The sequence below is a fragment of the Pseudoxanthomonas sp. LjRoot125 genome (assembly GCF_964252705.1).
In the GTDB taxonomy this organism is placed as follows: Bacteria; Pseudomonadota; Gammaproteobacteria; order Xanthomonadales; family Xanthomonadaceae; genus Pseudoxanthomonas_A.
The window spans coordinates 539719-562527 of record NZ_CAXUOY020000001.1 but is presented as its reverse complement, the minus strand read 5'-3'; the positions used below and the strand labels follow the sequence as shown (position 1 = coordinate 562527).

Below are 22809 nucleotides of genomic sequence, written 5' to 3'. Positions count from 1 at the left end.
CGCCGCAAGGCCCGCATGCGCACGCTGGCGATCCGCAGCGCGATCGGCAGCGGCGTGTTGCTGGTGCTGCTGTGCATCGGCCTGTACTGGTTGCTGCAGACGGTGGCGGGTCGCGATGTGTTGCTCGCGCAGATCCAGGCGCGCCTGCCGGCGGATGCATCGCTGACCTACAAGGAAGTGGATGGCCCCATCGCCGGCCCGTTGACGCTGCGTGGCGTCGACTTCCGCTGGGACACGATCCGCTTCACCGCCGACGAGGTCTACCTCGAACCGGACCTGCGGCCGCTGCTCGGCAAGCGCCTGCGCCTGGACGTGCTGCGCGTGCGCGGCGCGATGCTCGACATCCCCGAGAGCGACGAGCCTTTCGAACTGCCGCACTGGCCCGACTTGCTGCCGCAGATCGAGATGCCGCTCGCGATCCAGGCCGACCGGCTGGAGATCGACCGCTTCCTGATCCGGCAAAGCGGCCAACCGGTCATCGACATCGCGCGCGCCACCGGCGGCATCGACATCGGCAATGGCTACGTGCACGCGGAGAAGCTGGCGATCGCCAGCGACCGTGGCGCGTTCGGCGTGCACGGCGCCTACGCGCCGCGCGACAACTACGAGACCGACCTGACCGCCAGCGGCGTGTTTCCCGCCGCGGCCGGTCGCACGCCTGCGCGCCTCGGGCTGGTGGCGCGCGGCAACCGCGCACGCATGAACGTCGGCCTGGCTGGTGCGGCACCCGCGCCGGTGCGCGCCACGCTGACGCTGCGTGGCGAGACGAAACCGACCTGGAACTTCGCCGCGAAAACCGAAGCGCTCGACCTGTCGCTGCTGGGCGTGATGGACGACAGCACGCCGGTGGCGTTCGACCTGGTCGCCAAAGGCGCCGGTGGCGCTGCGGACCTGCAGGGCACGGTGCAGCAGGGCGACATCGCGGTGGTGATCGAACCGTCGCACGCGCGCATCGACGGCGAAGTACTCACGGTCGAACCGCTCGCGATCCGTGCGTTCGACGGCTACGCCGCGCTGCGCGGACGCGCGGATTTCACCGTACCGGAGAACCCCGAGTTCCGGTTCGCGGTGAATGCACGCGGCCTGCGCTGGGGCACCGAGGCGGACAGCACGATCGGTGCTGAGGGCGACTTCGGCCTGGCGGGCAAGCTCGAAGCCTGGGCCGCGATCGGCAAGGCCACGCTGACGCGCGGAGACGACAGTGCCGTGCTGGAGTTCGATGGCCGTGGCAACGCCGAGCGCGTGCAGCTGGAGAAGCTGCGGGCCACCATGCCGACCGGCACGCTCGATGCCACCGGTACCGTCGGCTGGGCGCCCGCGCTCGACTGGGACGTACAGGCCACGCTCGCCGGGTTCGATCCTGGATATTTCGCGGCGGGCTGGAACGGCAACGTTTCCGGCCAGCTCGCCTCGAAAGGACGGCAGCGCGAGGACGGTCAGTTCCAGGGCACGCTGGACGTCCCGAAGCTGGGCGGCCGCCTGCGCGATCGCGCGCTCGACGCGCGCGGCAAGTTCGCCCTCGACGGCAACGCGGGCCAGGGCGAACTGGACCTGTCGCTCGGCGGCAGCCGCGTCGCTGCGAAGGGCAAAGTCAGCGATACGCTGGACGTCGATGCGACGTTCCGCCCGCTCAACCTCGCCGACCTGCTGCCTGAAGCCAGCGGCACGCTGGCCGGCACGCTGAAACTGACGGGTGCGCGGACCGCGCCTAACATCGACGCCGACCTCGGCGGCGAGAACCTGCGCTGGAACGATTGGAGCGCAGGCCAGGTCAGCCTGCGCGGCCGCCTGCCGTGGCGCAACGGCAATGGCGAACTCGCCCTGCAAGGCAGCGCCGTGGACGTGGGTACCGTGCTGGACAGCGTGCAACTCCATGCGCGCGGCGCGGTGGAAGACCTGCGCTTCGACGGCGATGCACGCAACGCGATGGGCGCGGTGGCGCTGGCCGGCAGTGCGCAGAAGCGCGGCGCCAACTGGCAGGGCACGCTGGATGCGCTGCGCATCGCGCCGTCCAAGGGCAACCCGTGGACGCTGCGGCAGCCCGCGCGTTTCGCGCAGAACGGCGCCGCGTGGACGCTGTCCGAGAGCTGCCTGGGCTCCGACATCGGCGGCGCACTGTGCGCCATCGCCAACTGGCCGCGTGAGGGCCTGAAGGTGCGTGGCGAAGCGCTGTCGCTGGCGCTCGTGCAGCCGTGGCTGCCGCCGAACAACGGCCGTCCGTTGACGCTGCGCGGCGAGTTCACTCTCGATGCATCGCTGCGCCCTGCCGGCAACGCGTGGCAGGGCGAAGTGCACCTGGCCTCGCTCGATGGCGGCCTGAAGATGGGCACCAGCGCGCGCGGCGAGATCATCCGCTACGACAACTTCACCTTCGATGCGGAATTCAACCCGCAGCGCATCCAGGGCCGCCTGGGCACGGGCTTCAAGGGCGACGGTTATGTCGATGCGACGTTCAACACCGGCTGGGATGCGTTCGCACCGCTGAAGGGCGATCTGTACTTCCACAACTCGCGCCTGTTCTGGATGGAACTGTTCTCGCCGGATCTGGTGCGTCCGCGCGGCAAGCTGGCCGGCCATATCGGCGTGGCCGGCACACGCGGGCATCCGCTGCTGAGCGGCGAAGCCACGCTCACCGAATTCACCGGCGAGCTGCCGGCGCTGGGCGTTTCGCTTACCGACGGCAGCGCCGACCTGGTCGCCCTGTCCGATGGCAGCGCGCGCATCGACGGCAGCATGAAGACCGTGTCGTCCACCGGCGGTACCGGTACCGGTGGCGTGTTGAACGTCGCCGGCACGCTGGGCTGGAACAACGACACCACGCCGCTGCAATTCCAGGTGCGTGGCGAGAACGTGCTGGTCGCCGACACCACCGACCTGCGCGCGGTCGCCTCGCCCAACCTGCAGGTGGGCTTCGCCGACAACACCATCCAGGTCCGCGGTGAGGTCGGCGTGCCGTCCGCCACGATCGACGTGGAGAAACTGGACGACGGCGTGTCCGCTTCCGAAGACGTCGTCGTGCTGGATCCGGCCGATCCCGAACGCGCGCCCAGCTCGCGCCTGGATCTGGACCTCGCGCTCAAGGTCGGCCCGGAGGTCAACCTCAAGGGATACGGGCTGGAGGGCACGCTCGCCGGCACGCTGCACGTGCGTTCGCAGCCCGGCCGCGAAATGCTCGCCACCGGTCGCCTCGACGTGGACGGCCGCTACGAAGCGTATGGACAGAAGCTGCGCATCACCCGCGGCGAACTGACCTGGAGCAACAACGCGGTCTCGGACCCGCGCATCAACATCCGCGCCGAGCGCGAGGTCGTCAGCGCCAGCGTCACCGCCGGCATCGACGTGACCGGCCGCGCCAGCCAGCCACGTGCGCGCGTGTGGTCCAACCCCGCGATGTCCGAATCCGAAGCGCTCGCCTACCTGGTGCTCGGCCGCTCGCTCAACACGGCGAGCAGCGACGAAAGCCAGCGCATCAACGCAGCGTCTTCGGCACTGGGCGCGGGCGCGGGCCTGCTGGCTTCGCAGCTCGGCGCGAAGATCGGCCTGGACGATGCCGGCGTGCTGGAATCGCGCACGCTGGGCGGTTCCGTATTCGGCGTGGGCAAGTACCTCTCGCCCAAGCTGTACGTGAGCTACGGCGTATCGATGATCGGCTCCGGCTCCGCGGTGACGCTGAAGTACCTGCTGCGCAAGGGCTTCGACGTGGAAATCGAATCCAGCACCACCGAGACGCGCGGCTCGGTCAACTGGCGCAAGGAAAAATAGTGCGCCACGTCCACGCATCCCGATGACCGCGGCGCTACGCCGGCATCGTTTGCAGCGGCAGGGCATCGCCACGCCGATCGCCGACTCGGTCGGCGCCGCGGTCGGCCATCTCGGCGCCATGCAGGCGCAGGACTACGCCGCCTCGCTGTGGGCGATCGGCCTGCGTACCGCGGGTGCGACGCTGGCGACGGTGGAAGCGTCGATCGCACGCGGCGAGATCGTGCGCACCTGGCCGATGCGCGGCACCCTGCACTGGCTCGCGCGCGAGGACGTGCGCTGGATGGTGGCGCTGATGGCACCGCGCGTACAGGCCGCGAACGCCGCGCGCATCGCCCGCGACCATGGACTCGATGCCGAAACACTCGGACGCTGCAGGCGCGCAATCGAAGCGGCACTGTCGCGCGGCCGACCCGTCAAACGCGGCGATCTGTACGCGTGCCTGGATGCGATCGGCGTGGACAGCGGTGGCCAGCGCGGCCTGCACGTCCTCGGCTGGATGGCGCAGGAAGGGCTGATCTGCCAAGGACCCCGCGAAGGACGACAACCGACGTTCGTCTGGCTCGATGCCTGGATTCCCGCCGCCGCATCGCTCGATCGCGACGAAGCCCTGCAACGCCTTGCCCTGCGCTACCTGCAAGGCCATGCGCCCGCCACGGCGGCGGATCTCGCATGGTGGTCTGGCCTGACCCAGAAGGATGCGAAGCGGGCACTGGACGTGGCGGCTTCGCAGCTCCAGCGCGAACCGAACGACGACGACACGCTGTGGCATGCACCTGCATTGCCCGAGACGCGCAGCGCGCACGCGATCCACCTGCTGCCGGCATTCGACGAGTACGTTATCGGCTATCGCAATCGCGCGCCCGTCGTGGACAACGCGTACTTGCGCCGCGTGATCGGCATCAATGGCCTGGTCAGCCCCACCATCATCGTGGAGGGCAGAGTCGTTGGCACCTGGAAGCGCGAAGCCGACGCGCGGGGTGGGCTCCGGCTTTCGCCGTTCCGCACCTTGCAGGACAGGGAGCTCGCCGGCATCGCGAAAGCCGCCGCGCGACTGGGCCGCTTCCTCGGCGCGCCCACGCCGCTCCTGTCCTGACCTGCGGCGCGGCATTTGCCGCGCCACGGATGGATCGTTATCGTCACGACCTGTTTCCGTGGACCCTGCCGATGCGCCGCAGACTTTCGACTTCCGCCCTCGCCCTGGGCGTCGCCCTCGCCCTGCCCGCGCATGCCGATGAAGGCATGTGGATGCCGTCGCAGCTGCCGCAACTGGCCAAACCGCTGCGCGAGGCCGGTTTCAAGGGCGATCCGAAGGCGCTGGCGGATGTCACTGCCGCGCCCTTGAGTGCCGTCGTACGTGCCGGCGGTGGCACCGGCGCATTCGTCTCGCCGGATGGATTGGTGCTCACCAACCACCACGTGGCGTACGGCGTGATCCAGTACAACAGCAAGCCGGAGCGCAACCTGATCGATGACGGCTTCGTTGCCGGCGATCGCGGCGCCGAGCTTCCCGCCAATCCGGATTTCCGCGTGCTGGTCACGGTGGGCTACGACAAGGTGACCGACGCGGTGCTGAAGGACGCGAGCGGCAAGACCGGACGCGCCTACTTCGACGCCATCGACCGCGCCAGCAAAGCGATCGTCGCCGACTGCGAACGGGAATCCGGCGTCCGCTGCAGCGTGGCGAACATGTACTACGGCACGGACTTCTACCGCATCAAGCAGCTCGAGTTGCGCGACATCCGCCTGGTGTATGCGCCGCCCCGCGCGATCGGCAACTACGGCGACGAGATCGACAACTTCATGTGGCCGCGCCACACCGGCGACTTCACCCTGCTGCGCGCCTACGTGGGCAAGGACGGAAAACCCGCCGCGTATAGCGCCGACAACGTGCCCTACCGCGCACCGGCGCACCTGGCGCTGGCGAAGGACGGACCGAAGACGGGCGATTACGCCATGCTCGCCGGCTATCCGGGCGTCACTTACCGGCACCGCACGGCGGCCGAGTTCGATGAACAGATCAACTGGACCCTGCCCGCGCGCGTGGCAGTGTTCGACCAGCTCATCGACGTGATCGAAGCGGCCGGCAAGCAGGATGCCGACGCGAAGACGCGCTATGCGGCGCAGCTGCAATCGTTGAAGAACAACCGCAAGCGCGCTGCCGGCGAACTGGAAGGCCTGCGCCGCAGCAATGCCGTGCGCGTCCGCAGCGAGGACGAGCGCGGCATGTTGGCGACCGACGCGGCAGCGAAGGAACGGTCGGACATCGATGCACTCGCCGCCTCGATCGCCGGCGGATCGGCGGTGCGCGAGCGCGAGCTGCTGTTGGCGCTGTTCGGTTCGCAGTCGCAACTGATGCGCAGCGCGATCACGCTGGAACGCTTGCGGGTGGAGTCGGCCAAGCCGGACGCCGAGCGCGAGAGCGGCTATCAGGCCCGCGACCATGCGTTGATCGAAGGCATCCTGAAGCAGGTGCAGCGCCGTTATTCGCCTGCCGTGGAGAAGGCCCTGCTGACGGTCCTGCTGACGCGCTACCAGCAGTTGCCGGACGCGCAGCGCCTGCCGGGCTTCGATGCGGCCTTCGGCCGCACGCCCGCCTCGCTCAAGAAGGCATTGGACGTGCTGTATGCAGGAACAAAGCTCGGCGACGAGGCCGAGCGACTGTCGCGCTTCGCGGCGGCGCGCGAAGGCAAAGCGCTGGCCGCCGATCCCCTGATCGACCTGGCAACGGCGCTGGTACCCGTGCAGTTGGCGCTGGAGCAAGAGCGCAAGACACGTGAGGGCGAACAACTGCGGCTGCGCCCGGCCTACATGCGCGCGCTGTTCGCATGGCGAAAGCAGCAGGGGAGCGCACTGTACCCGGACGCCAACGGCACGCTGCGGGTCAGCTTCGGCAAGGTCGACGGTTTCTCGCCGCGCGACGGCGTGCAGTACACGCCGGTGACGACGGTGGCCGGCATCGTCGAGAAGAACACCGGCGAGGTGCCGTTCGACGCGCCGAAGCCGCTGCTCGATGCCATCGCCAAAGGCGATTTCGCCGGCACCGAAGATCCCGCACTGAAGACGCAGACGGTCAATTTCCTCACCAACCTGGACACGACTGGCGGCAACTCCGGTTCTCCCGTGCTCAATGCGCGCGGCGAACTGATCGGCCTGAACTTCGACAGCAACTGGGAGTCCGTCAGCGCCAGCTGGATGTTCGACCCGCGCTACAAGCGCGCGGTGCACGTGGACATGCGCTACCTGCGCTGGCTGATGGGCAAGGTCTATCCGGCGCCGCACCTGCTGAAGGAAATGGGCGCGCAGTGACACCCGACAACGATCCGCGCCCGGTCGAACCCGAACCGCCGCTACCCAGCGATTGTTGCAACAGCGGCTGCCCGATCTGCGTGCACGATCTCTACGCGGAACAGCTGCAGCACTATCGCGAGCAGTTGGCGGCGTGGACGCAGCGACATCCGGACGTCGCCTGACGTCCGCGGAACTTACGCCACGCGCGTACGCCGCGCGCGCTCCAGGTGCACCAGCAGTAGCGAGATGGCTGCAGGCGTCATGCCGGGGATGCGCTGCGCCTGGCCGATGGTCTCCGGTTGCACGCGGTCGAGCTTCTGCTGCACTTCGGCCGACAGGCCGCGCACGCTGGCGAAGTCGAAGCCGACCGGGATGGGCGTGGACTCGTTGCGCTGCTGGCGCTCGATCTCGTCGCGCTGGCGGTCCAGGTAACCGGCGTACTTCACGCCGATCTCCACCTGTTCGGCGACCTGCGCATCGTCCACGCCGGGGCCGATCGACGGCACGGCGACGAGCTTGGCGTAGTCCAGTTCCGGACGCTTGATCAGGTCGAGCACGTTGGTCTCACGGCTGACCTGCACGCCGAGGGTATCGGCCACTTCGCGGCCCAGGGCATTGCCGGGCGTGGCCCACAGCGCGCGCAGGCGGCCGGTTTCCAGCGCAATGGCGTCGCGCTTGGCGTCGAAGCGCTGCCAGCGCGTGTCATCAACCAGGCCCAGCGCGCGGCCGGTTTCGGTCAGGCGCAGGTCGGCGTTGTCCTCGCGCAGCTGCAACCGGTACTCGGCGCGACTGGTGAACATGCGGTACGGCTCCTTCGTGCCGTGCGTGATCAGGTCGTCGACCAGCACGCCGAGGTAGGCCTCGTCGCGACGCGGCGACCACGCCTCTTTCTGCTGCGCGAAGCGCGCGGCGTTGAGGCCGGCGAGCAGGCCTTGCGCGGCGGCTTCCTCGTATCCCGTGGTGCCGTTGATCTGGCCGGCGAAGAACAGGCCGGCGACCGCCTTGGTCTCCAGCGACGCCTTCAATCCGCGCGGATCGAAGAAGTCGTACTCGATGGCGTAGCCCGGGCGCGTGATGTGCGCGTTCTCCATGCCACGGATGCTGCGCACGAGCGCGAGCTGGACGTCGAACGGCAATGACGTCGAGATGCCATTGGGATAGATCTCCGCGACATCGAGGCCTTCCGGCTCGACGAAGATCTGGTGGCTGGCCTTCTCGGCGAAACGCACTACCTTGTCTTCGATCGACGGGCAGTAGCGCGGCCCGATACCTTCGATCTGGCCCGAGTACATCGGCGAGCGGTGCAGCGCGCCGCGGATGATCTCGTGCGTCTGTTCGCTGGTATGCGTGATCCAGCACGACACCTGCCGCGGATGGTCGGCCACGTCGCCCATGAACGACATCACCGGCAGCGGATCATCGCCGGGCTGCTCCTCCATCACCGAATAGTCGAGCGAACGGCCGTCGATGCGCGGCGGCGTGCCCGTCTTCAGGCGATCGACCACGAAGGCGCCTTCGCGCAGGCGCTGCGCCAGCGCGGTGGCCGGTGGGTCGCCTGCGCGACCGGCGGCGTACTGGGTTTCGCCGACGTGGATCTTGCCTGCCAGGAAGGTGCCCGTCGTCAGCACGACGGCCGCGGCATCGAAGCGCAGTCCGGTCTGCGTGATCGCGCCGCGGACGGTGTTGTTCTCGATGACCAAGTCATCCACGGCCGCCTGGAACAGCGTCAGGTTCGCCTGTGCCTCCACCGCGCGCCGGATCGCGCTTCGGTACAGCGCGCGATCGGCCTGGCAGCGCGTCGCGCGCACGGCCGGTCCTTTGGATGCGTTGAGCGTGCGCCACTGGATGCCGGCGCGGTCGGCCGCCCAGGCCATCACGCCGCCGAGCGCATCGATCTCCTTGACCAGATGGCCCTTGCCGATGCCGCCGATGGCCGGATTGCAGCTCATGGCGCCCACTGTTTCGACGTTGTGGGTCAGCAGCAGCGTGCGGGCGCCCGTGCGCGCGGACGCGAGCGCCGCCTCGGTGCCGGCGTGGCCGCCGCCGATGATGATGACGTCGTAGTGATGGAAACTGGGGCTCATCGTGGATTCCGGGCCCGCGCACAGGCGGGTAGGGGTTCAGGCAAAAGCGTTGGGGTGCGGGGCGAAGTTGGCACGCTTCCTGCTGTATACCCTTGCACCCGTCGTGGCAAGCGACCAGGGGCGCCAAGCTGGTAATGGAACAGGGGCCAGCAATGCGCACGCCGGGGATGCCGGGGGCCGGTAGTCGGGGGACTACCGGCCCCTTTTTTATGTGCGCAGGATACCAGAGCAAGAAAAAAGCCCGGCAAAAGCCGGGCTTTTTGTTAGGCGCCGACGCCCGGCAGGGCCGGAACAGGGGGGATCCAGATTTCCCTACCGGACGTCGACATTGAACCTTTATTGCCGCTTACGTCAGAAAGCGACGCAACCGGTCAACCTTTGTTCGCAGCCTGCGACGACCTGTGTGGGAAAGCAACGGAAGAGCCGGCCAAAGCCGGCCGGATCACTGCTCCTGCTGACGGATGGCGTTGTCTGAACGCCTCGACGGCCGGGGTGCCGGCTCCGAGCGCTCCATCCGGGACGGGGCCGATCGCTCCATGCGTTCCATGCGCTGTGGGCGCTCTGCGGTGCGCGGAGCGGACGGCGGCGCGGTCACGCGGGGAGCCCGATAGCCACCCTCGCCGACCCGCGGCGAATTCGGCGCGGGCAGGGCCTGGCCGGAACGATTCGGAACCATCGGTTGCGAACCGCCTTCGCGCCAACGACCCGTCGAATCCCGCCACGGCGGCGGACGATTGCCACCACCGCTGGTGGGCGGCTTGGGCGTGTTGTCGCCCGGACGCGGCGGACGCGGATGGTGCGGGTAATAGGGGTAGTACGGACCGTAATAGCCGTAGTACGGATAACTGGAGTAGCGATACGGCCCGTAGTATCCGTAGCTGCCGTAAACGCCGACGCCCCCGTAGTAGCCGCCGTACGGGTCGTAGTACTGGGTGCTGGGGCGCCCGTAGTAGTAGCCGCCCGGCGCGGCGTCACCCACGTAGTCGTAGGTTGCGCAACCCCCCAGCGCGAGGCTGGCGAATGCGACCGCGGTCAGATAGATGCGCTTCATGGCGGAACCCCCGTTACTCTGTATTGGCAGCATCGGCCTGTCGCTTTGAATCCGTGCTTAACCCTGCCTGTCGTGCCATCCCGGACTCAGCGCAGGGAAAGCCTCGGCGACCGGTGCCAGGGCTGCGCTACCGCCCCGATGCGTTAACCTTTCCTCATGCCGCTGCCCCTGCCCACCTTCGGCGACATTCTCGCCGCTGCCGCCCGCATCGCCCCCCACGCCCACGCCACGCCGGTGCTGCGCTCCAGCACCCTGGACGCGCTCGCAGGGTGTCGGCTGTACTTCAAGGCCGAGCCGCTGCAGCGCGGGGGCGCATTCAAGTTCCGCGGCGCCTGCAATGCGGTCTGGGCGCTGGAGGATGCCGAAGCCGCGCGAGGCGTCGTCACCCATTCCTCTGGCAACCACGGCGCTGCCCTCGCACTCGCCGCCCGCACGCGCGGTATTCCCTGCCACGTGGTAGTGCCGGAAGGCGCCAACGCGGCGAAGCTGGCCAACATCACCCGCTACGGCGCCCAGATCCACCTCTGCGCCGCCACGATCGCCGCGCGCGAGGCGGCTGCCGATCGCGTGCAGGCCGAAACCGGGGCCATCCTCATCCACCCCTACACCCATCCGCACGTGATCGCGGGCCAGGGGACGGCGGCGCTGGAACTGCTCAACGCCTACCGCCACATCGACACGGTCGTGGCGCCGGTCGGGGGAGGTGGCCTGCTCTCCGGAACAGCGATCGCCGCTGCTGCGACCACGCCGGGCTGCCGCGTCCACGGCGCCGAGCCGGTCGGTGCCGCCGACACGGCCGCATCCCTGGCGGCCGGCAAGCGCGAACTGGACTTCGTTCCCGACACGGTATGCGACGGATTGCGCGGAACGCTCGGCGAACCCAATTTCGCACTGCTGCAAGTACACGCTGTCGAGGTGCACACCGTGCCCGATGAAGAGACGCTCGCGGCGATGCGGCTGATCTGGCAATGCCTGAAGCTGCTGGTCGAGCCCTCCTCCGCCATCGCCCTGGCCGCGATCCTGCGCCATCGCGACGCGTTCGCTGGCCGTGATGTCGGCGTGGTGCTGTCGGGCGGCAACGTGGACCTCGACGCCCTGCCGTGGGAGCAGGCGGCATGAGCGCACGACGCAAGCAGACGCGGCGTGGCTTCCTGGGCTGGACGTGGCGCCTGCTGGTGATGGTGCTGCTGTGGTTGCTCGGCGTCGCCGCCTACATCATCTGGGTGGGACAGCGCGACGATGCCGCACCCGCCGACGCGATCATCGTCCTGGGCGCGGCCGCCTACGACGCGAAGCCGTCGCCGGTGTTCGAGGAGCGCATCCGGCACGGCATCGACCTGTACAAGCGCGGCCTCGCGCCGACGCTGATCTTCACCGGTGGCTACGGGGGCAAGGGTGCACGCTTCTCCGAATCCCAGGTCGCGCGACGCTACGCATTGCGCCAGGGCGTGCCGGACAAGGCGATCCTGATCGAGTCGCTGTCGCGAAACACGCACGACAACCTGCGCCAGGCTTCGCAGGTGATGCAGCAGCACAAGCTGCACAAGGTGATCATCGTCAGCGACCCGCTGCACATGGCCCGCGCGCTGCGGATCAGCAAGGACATCGGTATCCAGGCGGTCGGCTCGCCGACGCCGACCAGCCGCTTCCGCACGTTCGCCACGCGCTGGCGTTTCCTGCTGCAGGAGGTCTACTTCTTCCACCGCGACCGCCTGCCGCGCTGAATGCGTGGCGTATGATGGCCGCGTTCGCCCCACGCCCACGGAATCGCCCATGAAGATCGACGGCACGCGCAAGCAGGACCGCGCCACCGAACTGGTGCTGACCTACTACGCCGCGTTCAACCGGGGAGACTGGGAAGGCATGCTGGCCATGCTGACCGACGACGTGGTGCACGACCTCAACCAGGGTGCGCGCGAAGTCGGCAAGGATGCGTTCGCGGCATTCCTCGGGCGCATGAATGCGAGCTATCGCGAACAGCTGCGCAGCATCGTGGTGCTCGCGACACAGGAAGGAAGCCGCGCCGCGGCCGAGTACGTCGTGCACGGCGAGTACCTGCGCACCGACGAAGGCCTGCCGGTCGCGGACGGACAGACCTACGTGTTGCCGGGCGGCGCGTTCTTCGACATCCGCGACGATCGGATCGCCCGCGTCACCAACTACTACAACCTGCAGGACTGGGTCGCGCAGGTTTCACGCTGAACCACGCGCGTCATTCGCCCCGGCGACGAATGGGAATGCGCGAAAGCGGTACCGCCGCGATGTCCTCGCCTTGTCCGCGGATCGGCGCGCCCGGCGGCGGTGCCCACGCATGGGCATAGAGCACTTCCCAGGTACTCGGCAGCTTGCCGTCGTCGCGCCGTAGCGGTTCGTACGCAGCGGCTGCAGCGGCAAAACGCGCTCTTCCGGTCAGCGTGTGCCGCCGTCGATGCAGCGCATTCGTCGCGCCCATCGCACGCAGTTCGCGCATCAGGCTGGGCAGGTCGTCGTAGGTCAGGGTGAAGCGATCGCGGTCCAGCACGGGATCGCGGAACCCCGCCATCACCAGCGCATCGCCGAACTGGGCGATGGGCGGGAACGGACTGACATGCGGCGCCGCATCGCCCTGCGCGAAGGCATCGCGCAGTTCCTGCAACGTCTCCGGGCCGAACGTCGAACACACCAGCAAGCCGCCGGGCTTCATCACCCGGCGGAAGTTGGCGAACGCCGCCGGCAGGTCGTCGACCCACTGCAGGCTCAAGTTGGAGAACAGCACATCGACGCTGCCATCGGCGATCGGCAGCGCGCGCAGGTCCGCGCAGACGCGCGAGAACGGCTTCCACCAGCCCGCCTGCTTCTTCGCTTCGCGCAGCATCGGCATGGCCAGGTCGAGCGCGATCACCCTCGCCTTGGGCCAGCGCTTGTGCATGGCAGCGGCCGCGTGCGCCGGTCCGCAGCCGACATCGAGTACCACGCCAGGCTCGGTGCCGTCGCTGCCCGTGCGCAGGGCGAAGTAGTCCAGCGACTCCATCAGGCGCTTTTCGACTTCGTGCTGGAGCGCCGCGGCCGCATCGTAGCCGGCGGCCGAGCGCGAAAACGCGCGGCGGATATGGCGTTGGTCGAACGTGTTCATGGCGCTGCCCCCAACGTCGGCAGGAAGGCATCCAGCGCATCGACGACGAGGTCCGCATGGCCGAGGAACGGTGCGTGGCCGCCACCGGAGATCTCGACATAACGCCCGTCGAACGCGGACTCCGAGGCGGCGCGCATGGCCTTGGCGGGTACCAGCAGGTCGCGACGGCCGGCGATCCACAGGCTTGGCACGCGCATGTCCGGCAACGCGGCGCGCAAGTCGCTCTGCTCCAGCAGGCGCAAGCCCTCCTGCAGTGCGGACGGCGCCGGTTCGCCGCGCGCGTACACATCGCGCTTCAACGTACGCAGCTCGCTACGCGCGTGCTCCGAACCCATGGTGTCCAGCGCCAGGAATCGCTCCAGCGTGCCCGCATAGTCGTTCCGCAGATCGTCGCCGAACTGCCCGAACACCGTGGCGTCCACCGCATGCGGCCAGTCTTCGGAACGTACGAAACGCGGCGTGGACGCCACCATCGCCAATCCGCGCACCTGCGACGAACGCGCGGCGGCGTGGAGAGCGAACAGGCCGCCCAGCGACCACGCGAGCCACGCGGCCGGCGGCGTGCGTGCGAGCAGTGCGTCGACCGTGGCATCGAGCGAGAGCGGAATGTCGCTGTCGCGACTATGGCCGTGCCCCGGCAGGTCGACCAGGTGCAGCGTGTAGCGGTCGGACAGGCGCTGCACGAGCGGCGCGAACACGCCGCCATGCAGGGCCCAGCCGTGCAGCAGCACCAGGGAAGGGCCGCTGCCGGTGGTTTCGATATGCATGCGCGTATTGTCGCCGATCAGGCGCGGCGAGGTGCATCCATGCGCAGGAAAGCGCGTGTCAGGCGACGGCGCCGTGCACGCGTTGTACGGCATCCCAGGAGCGCGCCAGCGTGGCGACGAGAGCGTCGACATCCTGCGGCGAATGCAGCGCCGAGAGGGTGACACGCAGCCGCGCCTTCCCATCCGGAACGGTAGGCGGCCGGATCGCCGGCACCAGGTAGCCGGCGCTGTCCAGCGCTGCAGCCAACGCCAGCGCGTTGCCATCGCTTCCGCACAGCACGGGCTGGATCGGCGATTCGGACGCCATCAACTGCAGGCCGGCGCGCTGCGCACCGACCCGGAACCGGTCCACCAGCATCTGCAGCTTCTCGCGGCGCCAGTGGTCCTTGCGCGCATGCTTCACCGCGATGCGCGTGGCCGCGGCCAGCGCTGGCGGCATGGCCGTCGTGTAGATGTAGGGCCGCGCGGTTTCCGCCAGGTGCTGGACGAGCGTCTCTTCGCCCACGACCACCGCGCCGTAACCTCCCAGGGCCTTGCCGAGGGTGACCAGTTGCAGCGGCACGTCGGCCACGCCCATCCGCGCTTCGGCCACGCTGCCGCGGCCCTCGGGGCCACGCACACCAACGCCGTGGGCGTCATCGACGAAGAACAGCGCCTGTTGCATGCGCGCGACCAGGCTCAGTGCGCGCAGCGGCGCGGTGTCGCCGTCCATGCTGAAGACGCCGTCGGTCGCAAGCATCGCGGCGCCTTCGGGTTGCAGCTTGAGCTGGCGCAGCGCGCCTTCCGGATCGAGGTGCGGATAGCGCCGCAGCTTCGCGCCCGCCAACCGTGTCGCATCGAGCAGGCTGGCGTGGTTCAATCGGTCCTGCACGCAGACGTCGCCATCCTCCAGCAATGCCTGCTGCACGGCCAGGTTCGCGAGGAACCCACTGCCGAACAGCAGCGCGCGCGGATACCCCAGCCAGTCGGCGATGTCGCGCTCCAGTCCTTCATGCGCGGCGTGGTGGCCGCTGACCAGATGCGACGCGCCCGCGCCGGCGCCATCGCGCCCCGCGGCGTCCTGCAGGGCCGTGGTGACTTCGAATTGCTGGGCCAGGCCGAGGTAGTCGTTGCTGCTGAACTCGGTCAGCCAACGTCCATCGACTTCGACCCGCACGCCGTCGCGCCGATGGATGGTGCGGCGCGTACGCTGGCGCGCCAAGGCGACACGCTGCTGGCGCTGGGCGAGGATGCGGTCGTGCAGGTCGAGACGGCTCATGGTGTCGGCACCGGATGCTGGGGATCGCGTCGATGGACGCGCCCGGGGTGCGGCGACGCCGACGCGCCGGGACGCGATATCCGCGCCGGCGTGATGGCCTTCGTCCTGCCCCCTGTTGCGCCCCGACTATGCCGCCTGGCCGCAGGACGGCGCAGGACGGGTGATGTCGGCATGCACCGTACCGCTGCCGGCGGCTTCCATTCTGTGATGGTCGTGCACGTTTTCCACCTGCACGGCCATCGGCCGCAAGCCCAGCCGGGCGAACAGGGCCTGGTCGCGCTCGGTATCGGGGTTGCCGGTGGTCAGCAGCTTCTCGCCGTAGAAGATGGAATTGGCGCCCGCCAGGAAGCACAGCGCCTGCAACTCGTCGCTCATGGCCTCGCGTCCGGCCGACAGGCGCACCATCGACGCCGGCATCGTGATGCGCGCGACCGCGATCGTGCGGACGAACTCGAACGGGTCCAGCGCCTGCGTGCCGTGCAACGGCGTGCCCGCCACCTGCACCAGCTGGTTGATTGGCACGGAATCCGGATGCGCGGGCAGGTTCGCCAGCGCCTGCAACAGGCCGGCGCGCTGGTCGCGCGACTCGCCCATGCCGACGATGCCGCCGCAGCAGGTCTTCATGCCGGCGTCGCGCACATGCGCCAGCGTGTCCAGGCGGTCCTGGTATTCGCGGGTATGGATGATGTCGCCGTAGAACTCCGGCGCCGTATCCAGGTTGTGGTTGTAGTAGTCCAGGCCGGCGTCCTTCAACGCATGCGCCTGGTCGCCGCTCAACATGCCCAGCGTCGCGCAGGTCTCAAGGCCCAGCGCCTTCACCCCGCGGATCATTTCGGCGACCTTCGGGATGTCGCGGTCCTTCGGCGAGCGCCAGGCCGCACCCATGCAGAAGCGCGACGCGCCCGCGGCCTTGGCCTGCGCGGCCTTCGCCAGCACTTGTTCGGTCTCCATCAGTTTCTGCGCGGCCACGCCGGTGTCGTAGCGCTGCGCTTGCGGGCAGTAGGCGCAGTCCTCCGGGCAGCCACCGGTCTTCACCGACAGCAGGGTGGATACCTGCACTTCGGCCGGATCGAAATGGGCCCGGTGCACGCTGGCGGCCTTGTGGAGCAGGTCCGGCAGCGGCAGGTCGAACAGGGCCAGCAACTCGTCGCGCCCCCAATCGTGGCGCAGGCTGGAGGGCAGGCTGGAAATGTGCAGAGACATCGCGGACTCGCGCGGATAAAGTCGCGAAAGTCTGGAAACCACGGACGGAGCTGTCAACCGCATGGATGCTGGTTTAGTTGACAGGTGGCGCAGCGCCTGCCGTTGGCTGCTGCCACCCAGATGCCTTATCTGCCGCGAAACAGGTGCCTATGGCCTCGATCTGTGCGTCAACTGCACGCAATCGTTGCCGTGGAATCACGCCGCCTGCGTGCGTTGCGGCCTGCCGTTGCCCGCGCCGGACGAGTGCGGGACCTGCCTGACGGCCCCGCCCCCAGTGACGACGACCGCTGCCGTGTTCGTCTATGGCTTTCCGGTCGATCGGCTCGTACCCCGGTTCAAGTTCCACCAGGATCTGGCAGCAGGTCGTTTGCTCGCCGACCTGGCCACCGGCACCCTGGGCCGTGCGCCACGGCCGGATGCGCTGGTCCCGATTCCGCTGCATGAAGGCCGCCTGCGCGATCGGGGTTACGACCAGGCCTTGGAACTCGCCCGTCCGCTCGCCCGGTCGTTGTCGATTCCGTTGCTGGCGGACCGCCTGGCACGGCTTCGCGCGACCGCGCCGCAATCGGAACTCCATGCGGTCGCACGCCAACGCAATGTCGCCCGCGCATTCGGTATCGCCGGCGCGGGGCCGCTGCCCGCGCATGTCGCCCTGCTGGATGACGTGATGACGACCGGCGCGACCCTGCATGCCGCCGCCCGCACCTTGCTTGCGGCCGGCGTCACCCGGGTCGATGCCTGGGTCATCGCCCGTGTGCCGTGAGCGGACTCAGCGCGCCAGATCGAGCCAGAGACCTGCGAACACCACCAGGCCCACCCAGTTGTTGTGCAGGAAGGCCTTGAAACACCCGGTGCGTTCCCGGCGCCAGGCGAGCCTGAATTGCCAGCCGATCAACAGCGCCGACAGGCCCAGCGCCGTCCCGTAATACAGACCGAGCCCGGCCTGCCGACCCACCAGCCCCAGCGCCAGCAGCACCAGCGCGTAGAGGACACCCTGGATCACGAGGTCGAGGTCGCCGAACAGGATCGCCGTCGATTTGGACCCGGCCCGGATGTCATCCTCGCGGTCCACCATCGCGTACCAGGTGTCGTAGGCGGTCGCCCACAGGATGTTGGCGCCGTACAGCACCCACGCCACCGGTGGCACTTCGCCCTGGATTGCCGCGAACGCCATCGGGATGCCCCAGCCGAACGCGAGGCCCAGGTAGACCTGTGGCAGATAGGTGTAGCGCTTCAGATACGGATAACTGGCCGCCAGGAACAACCCGATCACGCTCAACCCGACCGTCAGGCGGTTCATCGTCAACACCAGGCCGAACGCCACCAGCATGAGTGCCGCGAACACGGCCAGCGCCTCGCGCCCGCCGACCGCACCGGTCGCCAGCGGGCGCTCCCGCGTGCGCTCGACCTGCGGATCCAGCCAGCGGTCGGCATAGTCGTTGATGACGCAGCCGGCCGAGCGCGTCAGCCACACGCCCGCCGTGAACACGAACAAGGTCCACCATGGCGGCATGCCGCCCGCCGCGAGCCAGAGCGCCCACCAGGTCGGCCATAGCAACAGCAGTACGCCGATGGGGCGGTCTCCGCGCACCAGCTTCCAGTACTGGCCCAGCCGTTCGCGCCAGCGCGGCACCCCGGCGTTCTCGAAACGTTCGTATCCCATGCGCAAAGGGTAACAGGCACGCCCTCCACGCCAGGTTGGCACCGCGCCGCACTGCGAAGTGGGCCATCGCATCGGTTTGCGGCTAGAATGCCGGTCCCGTGCGCCCGTAGCTCAGCCGGATAGAGTAGTGGCTTCCGAAGCCGCTGCTCATAGGCCAAAATCGGGAACCGCAGTGTCACGGGGCTACTACTCAAAAGTGGCTGACCCGAAGCAAAAAGTCCTTTAAAAACGCGCCTGTAGCTCAGCCGGATAGAGTAGTGGCTTCCGAAGCCATTGGTCGGGGGTTCGAATCCCTCCAGGCGCGCCATCCCCCATGTGACAAATCTGCGCCGAATCTGGGACACAGCCCCGGGGTTTCAGCAGCCCGGACTGAGTAATGGCCTTGTGGCGCGAGCAGAGCTCAAATGAAAAAGCCCCGGCTCATTGGCCGGGGCTTTGTCTTCATGCCGCCTTTGACGGCATCACATGACGCAACACTTGATCCAGCTTCTCCGGCCAACTACGGTCGTGAACGAGGCGCGCAACTGCCAGATCGCTGTTAATGACCTCGGCCTTGGTCAGTCGTGAAACGACTTCCCAGTCCGCTCCGAGAACATAGGTAGCGTTATCCAACATCCGGCTTTCAAGCACGTACAAGCCCTGCCTGGTGAAGCCGAAAACCCAATAGCCGTAGAACCCGGCACGCCCGATTGCGGCGAAGTCGGGGCCGTACTTCTCGACTTGGCTCGTCCGCGCACGAATTACCGGCTGTATGGAAGGCGGGGTCTTTTCGATGACCCGTTCAAGCTCCTTCCTAACCCGATCCCACGGCACCCGCCCCCGTGGAAACACCTCCCAATTGAGACGCTTGATAGGAGTCTTAAGCACCGGCAACAAATCGGCACGCAAGAATTCCACGTCCGCGAATCCTTCCACTACCAGGTTCGCCGCCACGAGCAATTCATCCGACTCGGTCGCAGTGTCATAGACCGGCGAGGCGACGAACCGTTGCCCGTCGTCGCGTTGGAAGATGGTGAACTCGATGCCGCTCCCCGCAACGTAAGTGCGCGGATAACGCTTGTACGACCGCAGGATGAAGTCGTCCACTTCAACCTGATGACTCCCGCGCCACTCCTTGCGACGCCACGATTGGAGACGGAACACTTCCTCCATCGGCGAGTCCCGATGAACGACTTCAAATCCACTGGCATTCCTTCGCGCAGCAGGCCCCAAGTGAACACTGGGCAAGACTGTTTGCCCAACGTCAAAGGGATCAAGAAAACCAAACCGCTTCAAGGCATCTGGACTGAGTCCAGACAGACCAATGGCGGCACGAACCGAGGCTCCAGCCTCGAACTCTGGCAGATGCCTTTCAAGCTTCAAAATGCGTTTCATTTGAATGGTGCTCGTAGGAAGTTGAACGGATGGGTTCAACGACCTCGTGCTTGGGGGCTGGCTTAGCCAGCCCCCGCCCCAAGTCCTCATCCGAGTCAACGACGCGGGTATGAACGGAAGTGCTTGCGGACGTGCTCAGTCCTGCCATGTCGGCGACGGACATAAGCACGCACGGGCACCGGCTTGCTCGAGATCACAGAGAACCCTCTTGTGAGAGGGAACGCACCGTTTCCGAGCTGAGGCTTTGACAGGCGACCAGGGGATATGGATTAATCCCCAAGTCATCTCGCGCAATGGGTTGACAAAGCAGCAACTCTTTAGTAGGCGAACCGTTCCAGTCGTTCGCTCTACCCGGAGGATCCGGTCAGGTTCAGGTGCGTTGGCGCGCACCAGAACCGCCGGGGCAAATCAGGTTGTGAAAGACCTAGGCCCCGCCCTCAGTGGCGGGGCTTTTTGTTCTCGGCCAAAAGGCTAACAGCCCATTAAGCCAAGTGTTGCAGATAACCCTGTGAATAAGTGGCTTGCGGTTCCGACCACAATCGGTCGCCCCCTGACCAACTTAGAACCACAAGATGTACCGTTCAGGCACAGTCCAAACGTACATATGGCCTCGGGCGAAGTCAACGCTTTTTTCTCCACTCTTTTCCTGGCAGATCAATTGCTTAGGTTGATCTCATCGCTTAAGAACACGCCGCAGAGATGGCCGAACTTTTATCAAGACCTCGTTGTCCAAGTGACAAGTACTATGTAAAGTGACAACTGGATTGTCAATCGGGGTTCATATGGGTGCCAAGCTCAAGAACGCGCCTGTGTTTTTTTCACTGGGCCAGATTCAACACAACCCACTGCTGAGCCTGGAGCACTACATACCCGCCATCCAGGAGAGCATGCGCAAGGCCGGCTACCCAGGCTTCAACCGCACCCTCAGGGTGGCGTTCAACCTGAATCAGGCACTGGCTGGCAATGAAGGCGCCCCCTCCGAACAATTGCCGAGCGAACGGATTGAGATGTTTGTTTTCACAAACATCGACAGCACCAGTGGCTTCGTCATGACGGCTAACGGCCTCGCATTCCAGACGACGGACTACCAGAACTTCGAAGCGTTCTGGGCGGAATTGAGAAAGGGGCTCGAAATCCTGTCCACAGCAGTAGGAGGACTGGCATTTGCGGAGCGGCTAGGACTTCGATATCTCGACGCAGTGATGCCCAAGGCCGGGGAATCCTTGAGCGATTACTTGGTACCCCAGCTACTGGGCCTGCCCACGTGCATGCCGACGGCGCAATTTGCTTACTCATTCTCGGAAAGCCTACTGATAGCCGAGAATGTGGGCAGAGTCACAAGCCGGACAGTAATTCAGGAAGGTGGTATCGGCTTTCCGCCCGACCTGCAGCCACTTGGCCTGAACCTTCTGAACCGGTTTAGCTCTTTCAAAGGAGAGCATGCAATCCTAGACACGGACGGCTCCTTTGCTGAAAGGAGGCCATTTGATCTGGACGAGATTGGCACACACATGGACAAGCTCCATGACTTGGCTAGCGGTTGCTTCAAAGCATCGGTAATGCCGCACGCATCAAAGGCATGGAACGAATGAGGGGGTGGTGATGAGCAATTTGCGTACAGGCGACGATCATCGCTTTGCTGTTGGTGACGCGATCGCCAGGGCGAGGCTCTTGGAAAAGATGGTTGCCGATAAGCCTCAGGCAGCTGAGGCTCAGCCGATCCCCGCCTCACGTTTCCTATCCGGTGGATTGGTTGCCGCCTTCGTCGTTGGAACGGGGGGCCTTTTGACTGCGGACTACGTGGCCGCAAGAAACGACCGCGGATATCGATTGCAGGGGTTCGAATTCCGGGGGGGCGAATTCAAAGCAATATCCCGTCAACTGGTCCGGAGTTCCACGGAGAACCTGGCTCGCGTTCGCCATGTACTACGTCCGACAACCATTGAACTCGCGGTGCTTGTCGGAGTGTCGAGGCAAACGATCTACAACTGGCAGTCGGGACAGATTGTCGCCCCCCATAACGAGGCGCGACTCGAAGAGCTCGCGAAGGCTTCTGACTTGCTGGTTGCCTCCGGGATTTCCGGCGCCCTCCGTCCGTTGACGCGAAAACTGCCCGGTGGAAAGACGATTTTTGAGGCGATCCGCGAAGGCTCCACGCCTGAGGACGCAGTCAAGAAACTCATCTCCATGCTTGAGCGAGAAGTGCGCCAGCGCAATTCGATTTCACAGCGCTTGGCTGGACGGGCTCGGAAACCCATAGACATCAGCGAGATTGGTTCGCCATACCCGGATGAATCAGCCTGACTTGAGCGATGCCAATGTCCCGGAATGGGGGCGCAATACGCCATGGCGCCAAGGGATGTTCCTATCCCACGAAGCGGCGACGGCGTTTGGAATCGCCCATGATGGCGATCAGGATACCGCCATAGTCGTCATCAGCCATGACTGTGACCTTGCCCAGCCTCCCGAATCAGAGCCCGAAGTCGAGATTCTGATTGGCAAATTCATTGAGAAGCTCGATGGCAACTACAGTCACGGAAAGAACACGCGGACCCTTCATTTAGAGTGCACTGCAGGACCAGCGCCTCGCTTTGTTGCTCTTACCGGTTCGAATAAACGGTCGCTGCCAAAACTCAGACCCGGAATGCCATCCCTCGCGGCATTCGTCCCGCGAGACGAGATTCGCATGAGCCCACGGGAAAGGCGAACTCTCCAGCTCTGGCTTGCGTCACGCTACCACCGCTCGGCATTCCCCGATGAATTCGATCGACGGCTCAACGAAGAGACCGGAGTCAAAGAGCGCATTGCAAAGGCGTTCAAGGATTCAGGGGCCTACATATCCGCGATGTTTTTTGATATCGACGAAGGGCACGAGGTTCCGCGGAACGGTGCAGCTGATACCTATTCCCTGTACATCACGCTGATGTACAGCACAGCTTCCGATCCAAGTGAAGCGTTCGACGTTGCGCAGAAGACTGCAGACCGCATTGAGGAGATCTTTAGTTCAAGATGCAAAGTCACTGTAGACGGAGTTGAATCTTGGAAGTGGATCGAACTCTGCGGCATTGATTCTATTGCCGACGACGCAATTACGGTTGCTCAGTCACAAGCCCTGAGCAAGTGGCATGGCGATCACATTAGCTTGCGAACAGATCCCGAGCAGCCCGTTTTTGTTGACCGATAGGGATCTGACCCGGGAAGACCAAAGAGCCGCTCGGCACGAAGGCAACGTACAAGATGACCGAAG

19 protein-coding genes and 1 tRNA gene are annotated in these 22809 nt (G+C 66.3%); 12 read left to right on the top strand and 8 right to left on the bottom strand.

All coding sequences use genetic code 11. From position 1 onward, the window contains the following. The first annotated feature begins 15 nt into the window (after positions 1 to 15). From ACSION_RS02420 to ACSION_RS02405, 4 genes are all read left to right on the top strand, one after another. Positions 16 to 3762 (top strand): translocation/assembly module TamB domain-containing protein, encoded by a 3747-nt coding sequence (locus ACSION_RS02420; protein ID WP_435306643.1) that lies wholly within the window; start codon positions 16 to 18, stop codon positions 3760 to 3762. A 22-nt stretch (positions 3763 to 3784) separates the two neighbouring features. Next, positions 3785 to 4855 (top strand): winged helix DNA-binding domain-containing protein, encoded by a 1071-nt coding sequence (locus tag ACSION_RS02415; RefSeq protein ID WP_435304682.1) that lies wholly within the window; start codon positions 3785 to 3787, stop codon positions 4853 to 4855. A gap of 71 nt (positions 4856 to 4926) precedes the next feature. Further along, entirely contained in the window at positions 4927 to 7068 is a 2142-nt protein-coding gene (locus ACSION_RS02410) for a S46 family peptidase (RefSeq protein WP_435304681.1), read from the top strand. After that, positions 7065 to 7232, top strand: coding sequence for an oxidoreductase-like domain-containing protein (locus ACSION_RS02405; RefSeq protein WP_435304680.1), 168 nt, complete (start codon positions 7065 to 7067; stop codon positions 7230 to 7232). Before ACSION_RS02410 ends, ACSION_RS02405 begins: the two co-directional genes overlap by 4 nt. Positions 7233 to 7244: 12 nt before the next feature. Here ACSION_RS02405 and mnmG read toward each other — a convergent pair whose 3' ends face one another. Together mnmG and ACSION_RS02395 are read right to left on the bottom strand one after the other, a co-directional pair. After that, a complete protein-coding gene (gene mnmG / locus ACSION_RS02400; protein WP_435304679.1) occupies positions 7245 to 9134 on the bottom strand; it encodes a tRNA uridine-5-carboxymethylaminomethyl(34) synthesis enzyme MnmG in 1890 nt (629 codons plus the stop codon). Between the two features lie 442 nt (positions 9135 to 9576). Next, positions 9577 to 10185 carry a hypothetical protein gene (locus ACSION_RS02395; protein WP_435304678.1) on the bottom strand — a complete coding sequence of 203 codons (609 nt, stop codon included), beginning with the start codon at positions 10183 to 10185 and terminating at the stop codon, positions 9577 to 9579. A gap of 156 nt (positions 10186 to 10341) precedes the next feature. On the opposite strand from ACSION_RS02395, the gene ACSION_RS02390 reads away from it, so the two are divergent. Genes ACSION_RS02390 through ACSION_RS02380 form a run of 3 tightly spaced genes read left to right on the top strand, consistent with a single transcriptional unit; the run spans position 10342 to position 12387 of the window. Further along, the gene (locus ACSION_RS02390; protein WP_435304677.1) at positions 10342 to 11304 is read left to right on the top strand and encodes a pyridoxal-phosphate dependent enzyme; all 963 of its coding nucleotides are present in this window, start codon (positions 10342 to 10344) and stop codon (positions 11302 to 11304) included. After that, on the top strand, positions 11301 to 11909 hold the full coding sequence (locus ACSION_RS02385; protein ID WP_435304676.1) for a YdcF family protein: 609 nt from the start codon (positions 11301 to 11303) through the stop codon (positions 11907 to 11909). Before ACSION_RS02390 ends, ACSION_RS02385 begins: the two co-directional genes overlap by 4 nt. Positions 11910 to 11958: 49 nt before the next feature. After that, positions 11959 to 12387 (top strand): ketosteroid isomerase-related protein, encoded by a 429-nt coding sequence (locus tag ACSION_RS02380; protein WP_435304675.1) that lies wholly within the window; start codon positions 11959 to 11961, stop codon positions 12385 to 12387. A gap of 10 nt (positions 12388 to 12397) precedes the next feature. On the opposite strand, the gene bioC is transcribed toward ACSION_RS02380, so the two are convergent. The 4 genes from bioC to bioB form a co-directional block, all read right to left on the bottom strand. Next, a complete protein-coding gene (bioC, locus tag ACSION_RS02375) occupies positions 12398 to 13297 on the bottom strand; it encodes a malonyl-ACP O-methyltransferase BioC (RefSeq protein ID WP_435304674.1) in 900 nt (299 codons plus the stop codon). Continuing rightward, the gene (gene bioH / locus ACSION_RS02370; RefSeq protein WP_435304673.1) at positions 13294 to 14064 is read right to left on the bottom strand and encodes a pimeloyl-ACP methyl ester esterase BioH; all 771 of its coding nucleotides are present in this window, start codon (positions 14062 to 14064) and stop codon (positions 13294 to 13296) included. Before bioH ends, bioC begins: the two co-directional genes overlap by 4 nt. A 58-nt stretch (positions 14065 to 14122) precedes the next feature. Continuing rightward, positions 14123 to 15322, bottom strand: coding sequence for an 8-amino-7-oxononanoate synthase (gene bioF / locus ACSION_RS02365; protein ID WP_435304672.1), 1200 nt, complete (start codon positions 15320 to 15322; stop codon positions 14123 to 14125). A 126-nt stretch (positions 15323 to 15448) separates the two neighbouring features. Continuing rightward, positions 15449 to 16525 (bottom strand): biotin synthase BioB, encoded by a 1077-nt coding sequence (bioB, locus tag ACSION_RS02360; RefSeq protein ID WP_435304671.1) that lies wholly within the window; start codon positions 16523 to 16525, stop codon positions 15449 to 15451. A 61-nt stretch (positions 16526 to 16586) separates the two neighbouring features. Between bioB and ACSION_RS02355 the strand changes: the two genes are divergently transcribed. Further along, positions 16587 to 17288: a ComF family protein gene (locus tag ACSION_RS02355; protein ID WP_435304670.1), complete on the top strand. Its 702-nt coding sequence runs from the start codon at positions 16587 to 16589 to the stop codon at positions 17286 to 17288. Positions 17289 to 17294: 6 nt separating this feature from the next. On the opposite strand, the gene ubiA is transcribed toward ACSION_RS02355, so the two are convergent. Next, positions 17295 to 18188, bottom strand: coding sequence for a 4-hydroxybenzoate octaprenyltransferase (gene ubiA / locus ACSION_RS02350; protein ID WP_435304669.1), 894 nt, complete (start codon positions 18186 to 18188; stop codon positions 17295 to 17297). A gap of 230 nt (positions 18189 to 18418) precedes the next feature. On the opposite strand from ubiA, the gene ACSION_RS02345 reads away from it, so the two are divergent. Continuing rightward, positions 18419 to 18495, top strand: a tRNA-Arg gene (locus ACSION_RS02345). 134 nt (positions 18496 to 18629) lie between these two features. Here ACSION_RS02345 and ACSION_RS02340 read toward each other — a convergent pair. Then, the gene (locus tag ACSION_RS02340; RefSeq protein WP_185894556.1) at positions 18630 to 19562 is read right to left on the bottom strand and encodes a hypothetical protein; all 933 of its coding nucleotides are present in this window, start codon (positions 19560 to 19562) and stop codon (positions 18630 to 18632) included. A 782-nt stretch (positions 19563 to 20344) separates the two neighbouring features. Between ACSION_RS02340 and ACSION_RS02335 the strand changes: the two genes are divergently transcribed. The 3 genes from ACSION_RS02335 to ACSION_RS02325 are packed head-to-tail and all read left to right on the top strand — an operon-like array spanning position 20345 to position 22746. Further along, positions 20345 to 21154: a TIGR04255 family protein gene (locus tag ACSION_RS02335; RefSeq protein WP_435304668.1), complete on the top strand. Its 810-nt coding sequence runs from the start codon at positions 20345 to 20347 to the stop codon at positions 21152 to 21154. Positions 21155 to 21164: 10 nt separating this feature from the next. After that, complete coding sequence (locus ACSION_RS02330; protein ID WP_162338829.1) at positions 21165 to 21866, top strand: Cro/Cl family transcriptional regulator; 702 nt, start codon at positions 21165 to 21167, stop codon at positions 21864 to 21866. 1 nt (position 21867) lies between these two features. After that, complete coding sequence (locus ACSION_RS02325; RefSeq protein WP_202924197.1) at positions 21868 to 22746, top strand: hypothetical protein; 879 nt, start codon at positions 21868 to 21870, stop codon at positions 22744 to 22746. The last annotated feature ends 63 nt before the right edge of the window (positions 22747 to 22809 follow it).

Excerpts from the sequence above, each read along its gene's own strand:
- ACSION_RS02330 (WP_162338829.1), top strand. The coding sequence starts at position 21,165 with ATGAGCAATTTGCGTACAGGCGACGATCATCGCTTTGCTGTTGGTGAC.
- ACSION_RS02355 (WP_435304670.1), top strand. The coding sequence starts at position 16,587 with ATGGATGCTGGTTTAGTTGACAGGTGGCGCAGCGCCTGCCGTTGGCTG.
- ACSION_RS02420 (WP_435306643.1), top strand. The coding sequence starts at position 16 with ATGCGCACGCTGGCGATCCGCAGCGCGATCGGCAGCGGCGTGTTGCTG.
- bioF (WP_435304672.1), bottom strand. The coding sequence starts at position 15,322 with ATGAGCCGTCTCGACCTGCACGACCGCATCCTCGCCCAGCGCCAGCAG.
- ACSION_RS02415 (WP_435304682.1), top strand. The coding sequence starts at position 3,785 with ATGACCGCGGCGCTACGCCGGCATCGTTTGCAGCGGCAGGGCATCGCC.
- mnmG (WP_435304679.1), bottom strand. The coding sequence starts at position 9,134 with ATGAGCCCCAGTTTCCATCACTACGACGTCATCATCATCGGCGGCGGC.
- ubiA (WP_435304669.1), bottom strand. The coding sequence starts at position 18,188 with ATGGGATACGAACGTTTCGAGAACGCCGGGGTGCCGCGCTGGCGCGAA.
- ACSION_RS02385 (WP_435304676.1), top strand. The coding sequence starts at position 11,301 with ATGAGCGCACGACGCAAGCAGACGCGGCGTGGCTTCCTGGGCTGGACG.
- bioH (WP_435304673.1), bottom strand. The coding sequence starts at position 14,064 with ATGCATATCGAAACCACCGGCAGCGGCCCTTCCCTGGTGCTGCTGCAC.
- bioB (WP_435304671.1), bottom strand. The coding sequence starts at position 16,525 with ATGTCTCTGCACATTTCCAGCCTGCCCTCCAGCCTGCGCCACGATTGG.
- ACSION_RS02380 (WP_435304675.1), top strand. The coding sequence starts at position 11,959 with ATGAAGATCGACGGCACGCGCAAGCAGGACCGCGCCACCGAACTGGTG.
- ACSION_RS02390 (WP_435304677.1), top strand. The coding sequence starts at position 10,342 with ATGCCGCTGCCCCTGCCCACCTTCGGCGACATTCTCGCCGCTGCCGCC.
- ACSION_RS02335 (WP_435304668.1), top strand. The coding sequence starts at position 20,345 with ATGGGTGCCAAGCTCAAGAACGCGCCTGTGTTTTTTTCACTGGGCCAG.
- ACSION_RS02395 (WP_435304678.1), bottom strand. The coding sequence starts at position 10,185 with ATGAAGCGCATCTATCTGACCGCGGTCGCATTCGCCAGCCTCGCGCTG.
- bioC (WP_435304674.1), bottom strand. The coding sequence starts at position 13,297 with ATGAACACGTTCGACCAACGCCATATCCGCCGCGCGTTTTCGCGCTCG.
- ACSION_RS02340 (WP_185894556.1), bottom strand. The coding sequence starts at position 19,562 with ATGAAACGCATTTTGAAGCTTGAAAGGCATCTGCCAGAGTTCGAGGCT.
- ACSION_RS02410 (WP_435304681.1), top strand. The coding sequence starts at position 4,927 with ATGCGCCGCAGACTTTCGACTTCCGCCCTCGCCCTGGGCGTCGCCCTC.